At 33.9% G+C, this 14,735-nt stretch carries 14 protein-coding genes; 13 read left to right on the top strand and 1 reads right to left on the bottom strand.

The window, feature by feature from the left end; genetic code table 11:
- The first annotated feature begins 3 nt into the window (after positions 1-3).
- The 10 genes from H510_RS0104320 (at position 4) to H510_RS0104275 (ending at position 11,067) form a co-directional block, all read left to right on the top strand.
- Positions 4-1,647, top strand: coding sequence for a glycoside hydrolase family 43 protein (locus H510_RS0104320; protein WP_211226542.1), 1,644 nt, complete (start codon positions 4-6; stop codon positions 1,645-1,647).
- A gap of 11 nt (positions 1,648-1,658) precedes the next feature.
- Positions 1,659-3,179, top strand: a complete 1,521-nt coding sequence (locus H510_RS0104315) for a sulfatase (protein ID WP_026903183.1) — start codon at positions 1,659-1,661, stop codon at positions 3,177-3,179.
- Between the two features lie 24 nt (positions 3,180-3,203).
- Positions 3,204-4,397 carry a glycoside hydrolase family 88 protein gene (locus H510_RS0104310; protein ID WP_026903182.1) on the top strand — a complete coding sequence of 398 codons (1,194 nt, stop codon included), beginning with the start codon at positions 3,204-3,206 and terminating at the stop codon, positions 4,395-4,397.
- Between the two features lie 9 nt (positions 4,398-4,406).
- Positions 4,407-5,045, top strand: a complete 639-nt coding sequence (locus H510_RS0104305) for an SGNH/GDSL hydrolase family protein (protein ID WP_026903181.1) — start codon at positions 4,407-4,409, stop codon at positions 5,043-5,045.
- Between the two features lie 15 nt (positions 5,046-5,060).
- Positions 5,061-6,590, top strand: a complete 1,530-nt coding sequence (locus H510_RS0104300) for a hypothetical protein (protein ID WP_036691880.1) — start codon at positions 5,061-5,063, stop codon at positions 6,588-6,590.
- Between the two features lie 149 nt (positions 6,591-6,739).
- A complete protein-coding gene (locus H510_RS0104295) occupies positions 6,740-7,045 on the top strand; it encodes a hypothetical protein (protein WP_026903179.1) in 306 nt (101 codons plus the stop codon).
- Complete coding sequence (locus H510_RS0104290) at positions 7,021-7,494, top strand: cytochrome-c peroxidase (RefSeq protein ID WP_026903178.1); 474 nt, start codon at positions 7,021-7,023, stop codon at positions 7,492-7,494. Before H510_RS0104295 ends, H510_RS0104290 begins: the two co-directional genes overlap by 25 nt.
- Before the next feature lie 166 nt (positions 7,495-7,660).
- Positions 7,661-9,133, top strand: coding sequence for an Asp-tRNA(Asn)/Glu-tRNA(Gln) amidotransferase subunit GatB (gatB, locus tag H510_RS0104285; RefSeq protein ID WP_211226541.1), 1,473 nt, complete (start codon positions 7,661-7,663; stop codon positions 9,131-9,133).
- Entirely contained in the window at positions 9,133-10,251 is a 1,119-nt protein-coding gene (locus tag H510_RS0104280) for a redoxin domain-containing protein (protein WP_026903176.1), read from the top strand. Before gatB ends, H510_RS0104280 begins: the two co-directional genes overlap by 1 nt.
- Before the next feature lie 129 nt (positions 10,252-10,380).
- Positions 10,381-11,067 carry a response regulator transcription factor gene (locus H510_RS0104275; protein ID WP_026903175.1) on the top strand — a complete coding sequence of 229 codons (687 nt, stop codon included), beginning with the start codon at positions 10,381-10,383 and terminating at the stop codon, positions 11,065-11,067.
- Positions 11,068-11,202: 135 nt separating this feature from the next.
- On the opposite strand, the gene sucC is transcribed toward H510_RS0104275, so the two are convergent.
- The gene (gene sucC / locus H510_RS0104270) at positions 11,203-12,393 is read right to left on the bottom strand and encodes an ADP-forming succinate--CoA ligase subunit beta (protein ID WP_026903174.1); all 1,191 of its coding nucleotides are present in this window, start codon (positions 12,391-12,393) and stop codon (positions 11,203-11,205) included.
- 215 nt (positions 12,394-12,608) lie between these two features.
- On the opposite strand from sucC, the gene H510_RS0104265 reads away from it, so the two are divergent.
- From H510_RS0104265 to H510_RS0104255, 3 genes are read left to right on the top strand one after another with little or no spacing between them, the layout of a single operon-like run.
- Positions 12,609-13,262, top strand: a complete 654-nt coding sequence (locus H510_RS0104265; protein WP_026903173.1) for an ABC transporter ATP-binding protein — start codon at positions 12,609-12,611, stop codon at positions 13,260-13,262.
- Positions 13,263-13,264: 2 nt separating this feature from the next.
- Positions 13,265-14,008, top strand: coding sequence for a hypothetical protein (locus H510_RS0104260; RefSeq protein WP_036691877.1), 744 nt, complete (start codon positions 13,265-13,267; stop codon positions 14,006-14,008).
- A complete protein-coding gene (locus H510_RS0104255; RefSeq protein WP_026903171.1) occupies positions 14,005-14,613 on the top strand; it encodes an HAD hydrolase-like protein in 609 nt (202 codons plus the stop codon). Before H510_RS0104260 ends, H510_RS0104255 begins: the two co-directional genes overlap by 4 nt.
- Positions 14,614-14,735 lie beyond the last annotated feature (122 nt).

The following is a 14,735-nucleotide window of genomic DNA, read 5'->3' as shown; positions in this document are numbered from 1 at the left end:
AACATGAAGCGTTTTATAATATTTTTAAATACCATTGTTTTGATGTTGATACTCAACAATAGTTCAGTATATGCTCAAACCAAATCTACTTTTCAAAATCCTATTTTAAAAGGTTTTTACCCAGATCCATCCATTTGTAGAGTGGGAGATGATTATTATATGGTTACCTCTAGTTTTGAGTATTTTCCGGGTATACCCATTTTTCATAGCAAAGACTTAGTAAATTGGCAACAAATAGGTCATGTTTTAGATAGACCATCCCAATTAAATCTTGATAAAATACATCCTTCGGGAGGGATTTTTGCGCCTACCATACGTTATCATAAAGGAACTTTCTATGTAATAACAACTTTAATCACCAATAAAAATAATACAGGTACAAACTTTTATGTAACAGCAAAATCTCCTGCTGGGCCTTGGTCTGAGCCTAACTGGTTAAAAGATGCACCAGGTATAGATCCATCTTTGTTTTTTGATGATGACGGAAAAGTTTATTATACCGGAAACAGAACTCCTGATGATAAACCAACTGGTTCTAAATACAGACAAATTTGGATTCAGGAATTAGATACCATTAAAAAACAATTGGTAGGTAAAATTACAGTAGCTATAGAAGAAGGTGCATTACATGGCGCTGTTGTGGCAGAGTCTCCGCACATGTATAAAAAAGATGGCTATTATTATATCATGATTGCCGAAGGCGGTACCGGTATAGACCACGCTGTAACCATTTTTAGAAGTAAAAATCCGCTTGGACCTTATGAAGGGAATAAGAAAAATCCCATCATTACGCATCGTCATTTAGGTAAGCAATATCCTGTAGCTTGTATAGGGCATGCAGATTTTGTAGAAACCCAAAATGGCGAGTGGTGGATGATTCTCTTAGGCGTAAGAACTTACGGTGGTTTTCATTATAATTTGGGCAGAGAAACTTTTCTTACACCTGTTACATGGCAAGAAGATTGGCCTGTGGTTAATGCAGGCGTTGGTAAGGTATTACTAGAAGAAAGAAAACCTAATTTACCAGCTTTCACCACTAAAAAAGAAAATACTTTTGATGATTTTAATAGCGATAGCTTACAGTATTACTGGAATTTTCTGCGTACACCAAGAAGTAAATTTTGGTCCTTAACAGATAAGAAAGGTTACATATCCTTACAGCTAAGAGCTCAAACTTTGGTTGATGTAGATCATCCATCATTTGTTGGTAGACGCCAACAAGACACTTCTTTCTTTACAGAAACAAAAATGCTTTTTGAGCCCAAAGCAGCACACGAAAGTGCAGGTTTGGTGGTTATGATGAATAATAATTTCCATTTCAGGGTTGAGAAGGTTTTAGAAAATCAAAAGCTTTACCTAAAACTGACCAGAAGACATGCTGGTAAAGAAGATATTATAGCTAAGCAAGCCATTACAAATGGTGAAATTATTTTAGGTGTAAAAGCTATGGGGCAAGATTACTCGTTCTACTTTAAACAAAATAACAACACGGTTTTACTGGCAGAAAAAATAGATGGCAGAACTTTAAGTAGGGTAAATACAGGGGGTTTTACCGGAACTTATATTGGTTTATATGCCAGTTCAAATGGTTTAATATCAAAAAATAAAGCATTTTTTGATTGGTTAAACTATCAGCAAATAAAATAATCCAACATGATATGAAACCTAAATTTTTAGCTTTTTTAAGCTTAAGCCTTTTGTCTTTAACGGCTGTTGTTGCACAAGATAAAAATAAGCCCAATGTATTATTTATTGCGGTAGATGATTTAAAACCTTATTTGAATTTTTATGGCTATACGGCAGTAAAATCTCCAAATTTAGATAGGCTGGCAGAAAAAAGTACCGTTTTTATGAGTAATTATTGTCAGCAAGCTGTATGTGCACCAACCAGAGCAAGTTTATTAACTGGCTTGCGTCCAGATAGGACACAGGTTTGGGATCTAAAAACCCTCATCAGAGATAAAACGCCAGATGTTATTACTTTACCACAACTCTTTAAACAAAATGGCTATACTACGGCTGCATTAGGTAAAATATTCGACCAAAGAAGTGTTGATAAAAAGCATGACGAAGCTTCTTGGTCTGAATCCTATAAAGGAAAGTATAAATATCCAGAACCTTATGGAGCTCCACTTTTAAATCATTATCAAAACCCTGAAATGAAGAAAAAGTATGCAAATGCAGAGGAAAAAGATATGGCTGAGGTAAAAGTTTCAACAGAATCTGCCGATGTACCCGATGATGCTTATGCAGATGGTGCAATGGTTAATGAAGCTATTCAAGATTTAAAGAAATACGGTAGTGCTGGCAAACCTTTCTTTTTAGCTGTAGGTATTCGTAAACCGCATTTACCTTTTGTGGCGCCAAAAAAATATTGGGATTTGTATGATAGAGACAAAATAGAACTTGCAAAATGGCAAAAACCATCTATAGATGGACCAGCTATTGCTTATCATAATTCAGGCGAGTTTAGAGGTTATAGTGATATCAAAGCTTTAGCTAAAGAAGATGAAGCCTTAAATTTAAGTGCCGATAAACAAATAGAAATTATACATGGCTATTATGCAAGTATCAGTTATATTGATGCATTAATAGGTAAACTACTTGATGAATTAAAAACATCTGGATTAGATAAAAATACAATTATTGTTCTTTGGGGAGACCACGGTTGGCATTTTGGCGATCACAACCTTTGGAATAAACACTCTACTTTTGAGCAAGCTACAAGAACTCCTTTAATTATTTCAATTCCAGGCCAAAAGGAAAAAATTTTATACAATCATCCTACAGAGTTTGTGGATGTTTATCCAACTTTAGCAGAGCTAGCTCAAATTAAAACCCCTCAAGGTCTTGATGGTAAAAGTTTAGTACCTGCTTTAAAAGGAATACAAACGCCAATCAAAGATTTCGCTATAAGCCAATATCCACGTAAGGATAACCACATGGGTTATGCCTTAAGAACCAAACAATACCGTTATGTAGAATGGATAAAAGATTTTAGAACAACAACCAATTTCAATAAAACTCAGGTGAGTGCTATGGAGTTATATGATTATGAGAAAGACCCTCTAGAAACAAGAAACCTTATTAACGACCCTGCTTATAAAAAAATAAAAGAAGAGCTAAGCCGCAAAATGCATGCTTTTTATGCAGAACAAGCCGCAAAAGTTAAAAAATAAGCTAACCACCAATATATCTCAAGAATGAAAAATTTAAAATTATTAGTAAGTATTGTATCCCTAGGGTTATTAAGTGAAGTCTCGTACGCTCAAGATGTTAAAAGTGCTTTTGCACATGCCGAGCTACAAGCAACAGAAATGATCAAGCAAGTGAAGCTGGCAAAAGAAAAAACTCCTTTTAACAGTAAAAATGAACCTTTAGTTTCTCCGCGTACTCTAGAAGATGGCGAGCTTAAATTAGTTCCGTCTAGAGATTGGACAAGTGGTTTTTTCCCCGGAGAATTATGGTATTTATACGAATATACCAAAAACCCTAAATGGTTAAATGCAGCTAAAATTTTTACTGCCGATATAGAAAGAGAAAAATTAAACGCAACTACCCACGATATGGGTTTTAAAGTGTTTTGCAGTTTTGGAAACGCATACCGTTTAACTAAAGATAATTATTACAAAGATGTTATCATACAATCGGCTAAAACTTTAGCGACCAGATTTAACCCTAAAGTTGGTGCTATCCGCTCTTGGGATCATAATGCGGATAAATGGGATTTTCCTGTTATCATAGATAATATGTTAAATCTTGAGCTTTTATTTGAAGCAACCAAGTTAACAGGCGATTCTTCCTTCCATAAAATTGCTGTTACGCATGCTAATACCACGTTAAAAAATCATTTCAGACCAGATTATAGTACTTACCATGTCATCAGTTATAACCCTCAAACAGGTGCTGTAGAAAAGAAAAATACACATCAAGGTTATTCTCATGAATCGGCTTGGGCCAGAGGGCAAGCATGGGCATTATACGGTTACACCTTATGTTACCGATATACGAAAGACAAAGCTTACTTAAAACAAGCAGAGAATATCGCCAAATATATTTTTACACATAAAAACCTGCCAGCAGATTTAATTCCTTATTGGGATTTTGATGCACCTGAAATTCCAAATGAGCCAAGAGATGTTTCTGCTGCAACAGTTATAGCATCAGGTCTTTACGAGCTTAGTAAGTATAGTAACAATAATAAGTTTTATGTAGATAAAGCCAATACCATTTTGAAGAATTTAAGTACAAAATATATTGCTCCAAAAGGTACTCATAAAGGTTTTGTATTGTTACACAGCACAGGTTCTAAACCACATAATGGCGAGATTGATGTGCCCATTATTTATGCAGAATATTACTATTTAGAGGCGCTATTAAGATTTAAAAATTTATAAGAAACAGATATGAAAAAGTACTTAAGTATAACTGCTTTATTAATTGTTGTGACGTTAGTTGCGGCAAGTTTTCAAACACCTAAAAATGTTTTAATCATTGGTGATTCTATCTCTATAGGATATACACCATTTATTCAAAAAGCACTAACTGGTGTTAATGTAGAGCATAATCCCGGTAACGGAGGTCCTACTACCAGAGGTGTACAAAATATAGAAAAATGGTTGGGAGATAGAGAGTGGGATGTGATTACCTTTAATTTTGGTTTGCATGACATGGTACACAGAGATTCTTCAAACAAATATGATGTGGTAAAAGGTAAAATCAGTGTTCCTTTAGTGGATTATAAAAAAAACTTACAAATCATCGTAGATAAATTAAAAGAAACCACAGCTAACCTAGTATTTATCAATACCACCACAGTGCCAGAAAATGCAGCTGGCAGAAAGGTAGAATCTCCGTCTCAGTACAATAAAGTAGCATTAGAGGTTATGAAAAAGAATAAAATTGAAGTTTTAGATCTTTACAAGACATCTTTAACGGTGCATCCGGCTAATTCTAAACCAGGTAATGTGCATTATACAGAGCAAGGTTACGAGTTATTAGCTCAACCTATTATTGATAAAATTAAATCACTTTTAAAGAAATAAACAAAGCTCAATAATATGAAAATCATTAAAGCTCAACATCCAATATATAAAATTGGTATAGTATTATTAAGTGTATTGATACTCTCTTTTACTTATTTTAAAGAGTCTAAGTTTTACACTGTAAATAAAGATGGAACGCTAACCTTTAAACCCGATGAGCAAGGAAATATCATTCCTGATTTTAGTAGGGTAGGTTACCACATGGGAGATAAAGAAATCCCCAATGTTAAAGTAGTTAAAACCATTTCGCCTGCTGGCGATGGAAGTAGCCAAGAAATTATCCAAAAAGCTATAGATGAAGTTGCGGCTATGAAGCCCGATAAAGATGGTTTTAGAGGTGCTATTCTACTTAAAAAAGGAGTTTATAAAATACCAGGGGCCATCACTATTAAAACCAGCGGAATTGTATTAAGAGGTGAGGGTAATGATGCTAACGGAACAAAATTGATAGCTACAGGAAAAGACAAGCGTGTTTTAGTACAAGTTTCAGGCGATGGAGTACCCAGAGAAGTAAAAGGTACAAGAACTACATTAATAGAAGATTATGTGCCAGTAGGTAGGTTTTATGTGGAGGTAGAAAAGCCAGAAAATTTTAAAGTTGGCGATGAAATTATCATTTACAGACCCGGTACCGATGCTTGGATTAAAGACTTGCAAATGGATAAAATTATAGAAAGACCAGGTACCATCCAATGGGATGCTAAAGGGTTTAATTTAACATTTGAGAGAGCCGTTACAGCCATCAAAGGCAATAAAATATATATTAACCAACCTATAGTTATGCCATTAGAAAAAAAGTATGGCGGTGCAGAAGTTTATAAATTTACTTTCGCCGGTAGAATACAAGAAGTAGGGGTAGAAAATATATTATTTGAATCTGAATATGCTTCGGATACGGATGAAGAGCACTCTTGGAAAGCTATAGAATTTGATAAAATTGATAATGGCTGGGTTAGAAATGTTACATCTAGATACTTTGCTACTTCTTGCGTAAATGTTGATAGATATGCCAGATATGTTACCGTAACAGATGCTAAATGTTTAGATCCAAAATCGGTTATTACCGGAGGTAGAAGATATAGTTTTAATGTTGATGGTGCTTTTAATTTGGTTAAAAACTGCGAAACTACAGAAGGAAGACATGATTATGTAAGTGGTGCTAGAACCATGGGCCCAAATGTATTTTATAATTGTAAAGCATCTAATACGCATGCAGATATTGGCCCACACCACAGATGGTCTGCCGGTGCTTTATATGATAACATTGTAACCGATGGTGAAATAAACATTCATGACCGTGGCAACTGGGGTTCTGGACATGGTTGGGTTGGCACTACTCAAGTTATTTGGAATTGTAAAGTAAAAAGAGCAGCTGTACAAACTCCATGGATTTCTGGTAAAAACTATTGTATAGGTTTAGTAGGAGAAAAATATGAAGGTAGGTTAGCAGGAAAGCCTGATGGTGAATGGGAAAGTTTAGGACAACATGTACAACCGCAATCTTTATACATCGCTCAATTAAAAGCAAGAAAGCTTAACAAGTAATTTGATTTTTTTAAATAAGATACTCATCATATAAACTTAACAATAGCTTGGTATAATTAACTTCCTGATGATTTAATGATTAACCATTGATAATCGTGTGTTTAAATTAGGCTAATATCAACTATGTTTTTTTGCTGAAAACATAGGATATGAGAAAAATTTACAAATACGCCTTATTAAAATGTGCAGCTTTATTAGCCCTAAGTATTTCGGTTAATGCGCAAGTTAACAGAACTTTGGTTTTCAGGCCATCCGCAGGTTCTGATGATGCAGGAGAAACAGTAGCAGGCGGCTCTGGTACTGTTGGGCAAATGGATTTAGGAAGTTCTGATTTGGAATTGATGACCGATGGTACAAAAAAGCAAACCATAGGTATAAGATTTACAAATGTTACTGTCCCACAAGGAGCAGTAATACAATCTGCATTTATATGCAGGGAGAAAAAGATGCATTAAACACCCAAGAATTAGCTGGTTTTAACCTTTTTATGGGGAAAGGTAAATGCGGCAGCTGTCATTTTCTACCTTTATTTAGTGGTGCTGTACCACCTTTATTTGAGAAAATGGAAAGCGAGGTTTTAGGTGTTCCTGCCAATACAGATACCATAAATGCCAAAATAGATGCAGATTTAGGCAAATACAATCTGTACAAAATTCCACATCAGAAACATGCTTTTAAAACGCCATCATTAAGAAATATTGCGCTTACCGCACCTTATATGCACAATGGAGTTTACCAAACATTAGATGAAGTGATAGATTTTTATAATAAAGGAGGAGGGGCAGGCTTAGGGATTATTTTAGAAAATCAAACCCTATCACCAGATAAACTTCAACTCTCTGAAACAGAAAAAAAACAGCTTATAGCTTTTCTAAATGCTTTAACAGATAAAGCAGTTTATTAGCATACAAACTTATTTAACACCTTCGTATTAAGATGATGTTAAAAATGAGCTTAAATACTGTTAATATTTTACATTATTCATAAAATTTATCTTAAAAATGGCGATATGTATGTTTTAAATTATATTTGGTGAAATGTGCCCATAAATTTTTAGGCTAAATATAAGAATGACGATTATTTCAGAAGCTATTTTAAATAAATACGAGGCAGTAATAGGCCTTGAGGTTCACGTTCAGTTATCTACAAAGTCTAAGGCTTTTTGTTCAGATTCAGCAAGTTTTGGAAACGAACCAAATACCAATATCAGTCCGGTTTCTTTAGGTTTGCCAGGTGCTTTACCTTATACCAATGAGGCTATGATAAAAAGTGCAGTAAAACTTGGCTTGGCCATACAGTCTGAAATTAATCGTTTTAACTATTTTGACAGAAAAAACTACTTCTATGCCGATTTACCAAAAGGCTTTCAAACAACTCAGGATAATCAACCTATTTGTAAAGGCGGTAAGCTAAAGATTATCCTGCCAGATGGCAGCTCTAAAGATATTTTACTAAACCGTATCCACATGGAAGAAGATGCTGGTAAAAGTATTCATGATTTAGATCCAAAATATTCTTACATAGATTTAAACCGAGCCGGTGTACCGCTACTAGAAGTGGTAAGCGAGCCTATGATTTCTTCTGGTGAAGAAGCTGCCGCTTACTTAACAGAGCTAAGAAAACTAGTCCGTTACCTGGATATTTGCGATGGTAATATGGAAGAAGGCTCTATGCGTTGCGATGCCAATATTTCTGTACGCTTAAAAGGCGAAACAGTTTTAGGCAAACGTTGCGAAGTTAAAAATCTAAATTCTATCAAAAACGTTCAAAAAGCAATAGAATATGAAATTACACGTCAGATTGAACTGATAGAAGAAGGGATCGTGATAGAGCAAAATACCTTAAATTTTGATGCCAATACAGGTATCACAACACCTTTACGCTCTAAAGAAATGGCTAATGATTACCGCTATTTCCCCGAGCCAGATTTACTACCCATATCATTAAGCGAGGCTTATATTCAAGAAATAGAAGCGGCAATGCCAGCTTTACCAGAGCAATTGGTTGTTAAGTTTACACAGGAGATGAATTTACCTGAGTATGATGCTCGTGTAATTACAGCAGAAAAAGCTATGGCCGATTATTATTTAGCCATAACAGATAGTTGCGAAAATTGTAAAGCAGCCTCTAATTGGGTAATGGGCCCCATAAAATCATATTTAAATGATAAAGGCTTAAGCTTTTCTGATTTCAATGTTGCCGCTGATAAAATTGCCGCTATCATAAATCTGGTTGAAGTCGGTAAACTAAATAACAATCAAGCAAAAGATGTACTATTCCCAGCGGTTATCCATCATGCTGATAAAGATGTACAGGATTTAGCAGAAGAACTAAATTTAATCATCAATGATAATCAAGATGAATTAGAAGGTTTTATTGATGCTACTTTAGCTAAATTTCCTGATAAAGTAAAAGAATACCATAACGGTAAAAAAGGCGTTCTAGGATTATTCATGGGCGAAATAATGAAAATTTCAAAAGGTAAAATAGACCCTAAGAAGGCAAATCAATTATTAATCAGTAAAATAGAAAGTTTAAGATAATGGGTAAAGGAATTATAGTTTTTTTGTGTTTGGCCATTGGTTTTATTTCATGTAAAAACAAAACCGAATTTGTGATAAACGGTGCAGTAAAAAATAAAGGAGAAGAACAAAAAATCTATTTGTACGCAAGCAATAATATGGGGCAAATGAGTCCCGTAGATTCTACTTTTTTTGATGAAAACCAAGAGTTTAAATTAAAATATAAATCAGAAAATCCAGATTTTTTTCAGTTAGTGATAGGTAATAAATCTTACATGCTAATAGCTTCAAATGGTGATGAAATAGATTTTAAAACTAATTTAAGAGACAATTCTGGTGCATATCAGGTAGAAGGTTCTGAAGAAGCAGAAAAAATTACTGCCTACAATAAAATAACCACCACATTTACCAGTAAAACTGGTACGATGGCTGAGCAGTATAGCAAGATGATTGCTGGTAACCCCAATAAAAAAGATTCCTTGATAGCAGATTATACTGTAAAATCTCAAGAAATAGCAAAACCTTTCCTCAAAGATTCATATAATTTTATTGAAGCTCATAAAGAGTCTTTAACTGCTTTTTTTGCAGCCAACGTGATGATGGGAGTTAATCCAACAGCTTATGAATCACAATTAATAGCTTATAGTAAAGAAGCAAAAGCAAATTTTCCTAACCACCCAGCTGTACAAGCTTTTGCACAACAAATGGATATGGCTAGTAAAACCGCTATAGGCCAGCAAGCACCAGAAGTTAGTGCTGAAACTCCAGATGGAAAAATCATCAAACTATCTGATTTTAAAGGTAAATACGTGTTGTTAGATTTTTGGGCAAGTTGGTGTGGTCCTTGCAGGCAAGAGAATCCTAATATCGTAAAAGTTTACCAACAGTTTAAAAGTAAAAATTTTACAGTTCTTGGTTTTTCGTTAGATGATGATAAAAATAAATGGCAACAAGCTATTAAAGCTGATAAGCTCAATTGGACACATATCTCCGAAATGAAACAGTGGGATTCTGAAAATGCCCGTTTATATAATGTTAACGCAATACCAGCTTCTTTTCTCATCAATCCGGAAGGAAAAATTATTGCCAAAAATCTTAGAGGAAAAGAACTAGAGACGTTTTTGCAGAAAACTTTATAATAAATGTTTAGTTTTAAGTTTGATTTCTAACAAATTGTTGTTAAAATAGTATGAACTTTAACAATTTGTTAATATTGGCTTAACTAAAAAATTCACTTAAGCTCATAAATTAGCTACAAATAAAAAAGCATGAACGTTAACAAGCAAAAAATTTTAATTGTAGATGATGAACCGGATATTCTGGAGCTTATAGAATATAATTTACGTAAAGAAGGATACCATGTAATTACGGCTAGTAACGGACAAGAAGCAGTAGCAGAGGCTCGTAAACATTTACCAGATTTAATCATTTTAGACATCATGATGCCTAAGATGGATGGTATAGAAGCTTGCAGAATTATGCGCTCTATGCCCGAGTTTAAGAATACTTTTATGGTTTTTTTAACAGCTAGAAGCGAGGAGTATTCTGAAATTGCGGGCTTTAATGTTGGTGCAGATGATTATATCGCTAAACCTATCAAGCCCAGAGCCCTTATCAGTAGAATCAATGCTATTTTAAGAAGAAATGTGCAAAACGATGAGGTTGTAGAAAATAAGGTAGAAATTGGAGATTTAGTAATCGATAGAGAGTCTTTTTTAGTTTACCAAAATGGAAATAAGGTAGTTCTGGCAAAGAAAGAATTTGAACTTTTATATCTTTTAGCATCAAAGCCTGGGAAAGTATATACCCGTGAAGTAATATTAAAAAATATCTGGGAAGATTCTGTCGTAGTAACCAACAGAACGATTGATGTACACATCAGGAAGTTAAGAGAAAAATTAGGAGATAATTACGTGAGTACTGTTAAAGGCGTAGGATATAAATTTGAATCTTAAGTTTTTAATTAGAATATTGACATCATAAGTAACTTCTCACAGTACAAAAATCTATAAAATAGATTCAAACAGAAATAAAAAAGCCTCTATTGATAAACAATAGGGGCTTTCTTAAAATAGTGATTTTTTAGCTTATTATGCTAATACCTCAGAAACTAAATCAGCAGCCTCTTTTAGTAAAATAGCAGAGAAAACTTTTAATCCAGATTCATCAATAAGTTTTTTAGCTTCTTCTGCATTAGTACCTTGTAAACGTACAATAATTGGAACGCGGATATCGCCAATTTCTTTATAGGCGTCAATTACACCTTGTGCAACTCTATCACAACGTACAATACCACCAAAAATATTAATTAAGATAGCTTTAACGTTAGGGTCTTTCAAAATGATGTTAAAAGCAGCTTTAACTGTAGTAGCATTTGCGGTACCACCAACATCTAAGAAGTTTGCAGGCTCGCCACCAGCAATCTTAATGATATCCATTGTAGCCATAGCTAAACCAGCACCATTAACCATACAACCTACGTTACCATCTAATTTAACGTAGTTTAAATTAGACTCAGAAGCTTCAACCTCTGTAGGGTCTTCTTCTGTAGTATCACGCATAGCCGCATAATCCGGATGGCGGAATAAACCATTATCATCCAAGTTCACTTTAGCATCAACAGCTAAAATTTTATCATCAGATGTTTTTAAAACCGGGTTAATTTCAAACATAGAAGAATCTGTAGCTTCATAAGCTTTATACAAAGCAGCGATGAATTTAGTCATCTCTTTAAAAGCATTTCCAGATAAACCTAAATTGAAAGCAATTTTTCTAGTTTGGAAACCTTGTAAGCCAACTTTAGGGTCTATTTCTTCTTTAAATATTAAATGAGGTGTGTGTTCTGCCACTTCTTCAATGTCCATTCCACCTTCGGTAGAATACATGATGATGTTACGACCTCTAGAACGATCTAACAATACAGAAACATAAAACTCTTTAGTTTCAGACTCTCCAGGGTAATAAACATCCTGAGCAATCAATACTTTATTAACTTTTTTCCCTTCGGCACCGGTTTGAGGTGTGATCAACTGCATTCCAATAATATCAGAAGCTCTTTGCTTAACCTCATCTAAATTTTTAGCTAGCTTTACACCTCCGCCTTTACCACGTCCGCCTGCATGAATTTGTGCTTTTACCACAACCCAATCAGAACCAAAATCTTCTTTTAACTTTTTGGCTGCTTCAACAGCTTGTTCAGGTGTATCTGCTACTATACCTTCTTGGATACGTACGCCAAAACTTTTAAGTATTTGTTTGCCTTGATATTCGTGAATGTTCATCTCATAAAAATTTGCCGTGAAAATACAAATACAAAGCTATAAATGAAACCTAAATAGAAAAATAATTGGATAATTATGGTTTTTTTTAACTTATAAATGAGATTTAAGCTCAACACTTTTCTTTTTGATGATTTATGGTGATAACATTTTGGCATAAAGCATGTCAGAATTTTTGATCGCACTAGGCATCTGCCTAAAAAGTTATAGTTTTGTATATGCTTAAAGCGCAATCCATCAAAAGAAAATTTGGCGAGTTATCAATCCTTAAAGGAGTAGATATACAAGTAGCTAAAGGAGAAATTGTAAGTATAGTAGGGGCTTCCGGGGCAGGAAAAAGTACTTTATTACACATCATAGGAACTTTAGATAAAGCTGATGAAGGTTCTGTAGAGATAGATGGTATAGCTATAAACCAATTAAATGCCAAAGCCTTAAGTAGCTTTAGGAATAAAAATATTGGATTTATTTTTCAGTTCCACCATCTTTTACCCGAGTTTACAGCTCTAGAAAATGTTTGTATACCTGCTTTTATCGCTAAAACCAGTAAAGCTGAGGCCGAGAAAAGGGCTTTAGAGCTACTAGCTATTTTAGGATTGGAAGATAGGGCGAACCACAAACCAGCAGCACTTTCTGGAGGCGAGCAGCAAAGGGTAGCTGTTGCTAGGGCTTTAATTAATAAACCAGCTTTAATTTTAGCTGATGAACCTTCAGGTAATCTAGACTCTGCAAATGCTAAAGAATTGCATCAGCTGTTTTTTAGTTTGAGAGATCAATTTAACCATACTTTTATTATTGTAACCCATAACGATGAATTAGCCGAAATGTCTGATAGAAAAATCACGATGAAAGACGGCTATATATTTTCTTGATTTTGAAAAAAGTACTCATTACCGCAGCGTCAAATGCTAATGCTTACCAATTGGCTTATCATTTACCTCATCATGAAATTTTATTTGCTGATACCGAAGGTCAAAAAATCATTATTCCAGATGGAAATAAATCATCATTTGCGCATGAGCTATTAAGTTTATGTCTTGATTTAGATATAACGCTCGTTTTTCCTTTAAAATTAAGCGAGCAAAAAGCTTTAGCAGAGGCTAAAGTATTGTTTGAAGAGTACGGAATAAGCTTAGCTTTACCAGATTTGATACAAGCTCAAAAAATTCATCAACTTAAACATCTTCATTCAGAATTAAGCATTCCATATGAAACAGTAGTAGATTTTGCCTCATTTTCTAAAGCTATCCTAGCTTTAGGATATCCAGAGAAAAAGATTGCTATCAGCCAATATGAAGGCATAGGAGATTTAATTATCATTAAAGATGATGTTAAAAATGATTTTTTTAATGGTTTAAAATTCATGCCTTTTACTTTAGCTGCTAAAGTTTTAAACCAAAATCCATTTACAAAAATTCATGTTTATCCATTGCATGGAAATATGCAAGCGGTGCGGTTTATAAAATTAGCAGAAGACTTTGTTTGTTTAAATCTTATTTCTGATGAGCTTAAAGAGCTTATACAAAGTTTAACAACTAATTTGTCACTTTTTGGTTTTTATGAGTTGTTTTACTGCGAGGATAAAATCATAAGATTAAATTTAGTAACTGTTTTATGATAAATTATAAGGATTTAGATGCCCATAAAAAGGCTTTTATATTTGAGTTAGATGATGTTTTAATTCCAGAAAAGGATTACGATTTACAGGTTTATTATCTCTTTGCCAATTTTGTAGAATACCTTGAAACTTTTCCGCCAGCACAAGACATGGTTGATTTTGCCAAAAAGCGTTACGAAATCCATGGTAAAGATGGAATGTTTAAGGCTATACAAGAAACTTTTGGCATTGCATTAAAGTACGAGGAAAATTTAAATTTACTTTTTACCAATGCCCGTTTACCTTTAAAATTATTGTTATACAAAGAGGCTTTAGAATTGTTACAAGAAATTGTTGTTAACAGGAAAGAACTTTACATTTTAACATCAGGAAACCCTGTTACACAACTAAATAAAATTACCCAAACCGAGTGGAACGGTTTAGAAAAATATCTGAAAGTTTATTTTGTAGATGAGTTTGAGGTAAAACCCTCATCTACAAGTCTTCATTTTTTATTGGAAGAAAACAAGTTAGCAAAAACAGACGTTATTTACTTTGGTAAAAATGCTTTAGACCAGCAGTTTGCTTCACATGCAGGCGTTGCTTATCAAGCTTTAGTACCATGAATTTTTTATGGCTAAAAGCCAATAATAAAACTCTGTTTATGAGTTTTGAATTTTTTATTGCTAAAAGCCAGTAATAAAAACTCTGTTTATGAGTTTTTTCGTAAGTTTATATAAATCTATTT

Origin of the sequence: Pedobacter glucosidilyticus DSM 23534 (assembly GCF_000425145.1) — a bacterium.
Lineage (GTDB): Bacteria > Bacteroidota > Bacteroidia > Sphingobacteriales > Sphingobacteriaceae > Pseudopedobacter > Pseudopedobacter glucosidilyticus.
The sequence above is the reverse complement of the archived record's forward strand: the minus strand, read 5'-3'. Positions and strand labels throughout refer to the sequence as shown.

Bases quoted from the DNA above. Each gene is read 5' to 3' on its own strand.
- H510_RS0104320 (WP_211226542.1), top strand. From the start codon at position 4: ATGAAGCGTTTTATAATATTTTTAAATACCATTGTTTTGATGTTGATA.
- H510_RS0104315 (WP_026903183.1), top strand. From the start codon at position 1,659: ATGAAACCTAAATTTTTAGCTTTTTTAAGCTTAAGCCTTTTGTCTTTA.
- H510_RS0104310 (WP_026903182.1), top strand. From the start codon at position 3,204: ATGAAAAATTTAAAATTATTAGTAAGTATTGTATCCCTAGGGTTATTA.
- H510_RS0104305 (WP_026903181.1), top strand. From the start codon at position 4,407: ATGAAAAAGTACTTAAGTATAACTGCTTTATTAATTGTTGTGACGTTA.
- H510_RS0104300 (WP_036691880.1), top strand. From the start codon at position 5,061: ATGAAAATCATTAAAGCTCAACATCCAATATATAAAATTGGTATAGTA.
- H510_RS0104295 (WP_026903179.1), top strand. From the start codon at position 6,740: ATGAGAAAAATTTACAAATACGCCTTATTAAAATGTGCAGCTTTATTA.
- H510_RS0104290 (WP_026903178.1), top strand. From the start codon at position 7,021: ATGCAGGGAGAAAAAGATGCATTAAACACCCAAGAATTAGCTGGTTTT.
- gatB (WP_211226541.1), top strand. From the start codon at position 7,661: ATGACGATTATTTCAGAAGCTATTTTAAATAAATACGAGGCAGTAATA.
- H510_RS0104280 (WP_026903176.1), top strand. From the start codon at position 9,133: ATGGGTAAAGGAATTATAGTTTTTTTGTGTTTGGCCATTGGTTTTATT.
- H510_RS0104275 (WP_026903175.1), top strand. From the start codon at position 10,381: ATGAACGTTAACAAGCAAAAAATTTTAATTGTAGATGATGAACCGGAT.
- sucC (WP_026903174.1), bottom strand. From the start codon at position 12,393: ATGAACATTCACGAATATCAAGGCAAACAAATACTTAAAAGTTTTGGC.
- H510_RS0104265 (WP_026903173.1), top strand. From the start codon at position 12,609: ATGCTTAAAGCGCAATCCATCAAAAGAAAATTTGGCGAGTTATCAATC.
- H510_RS0104255 (WP_026903171.1), top strand. From the start codon at position 14,005: ATGATAAATTATAAGGATTTAGATGCCCATAAAAAGGCTTTTATATTT.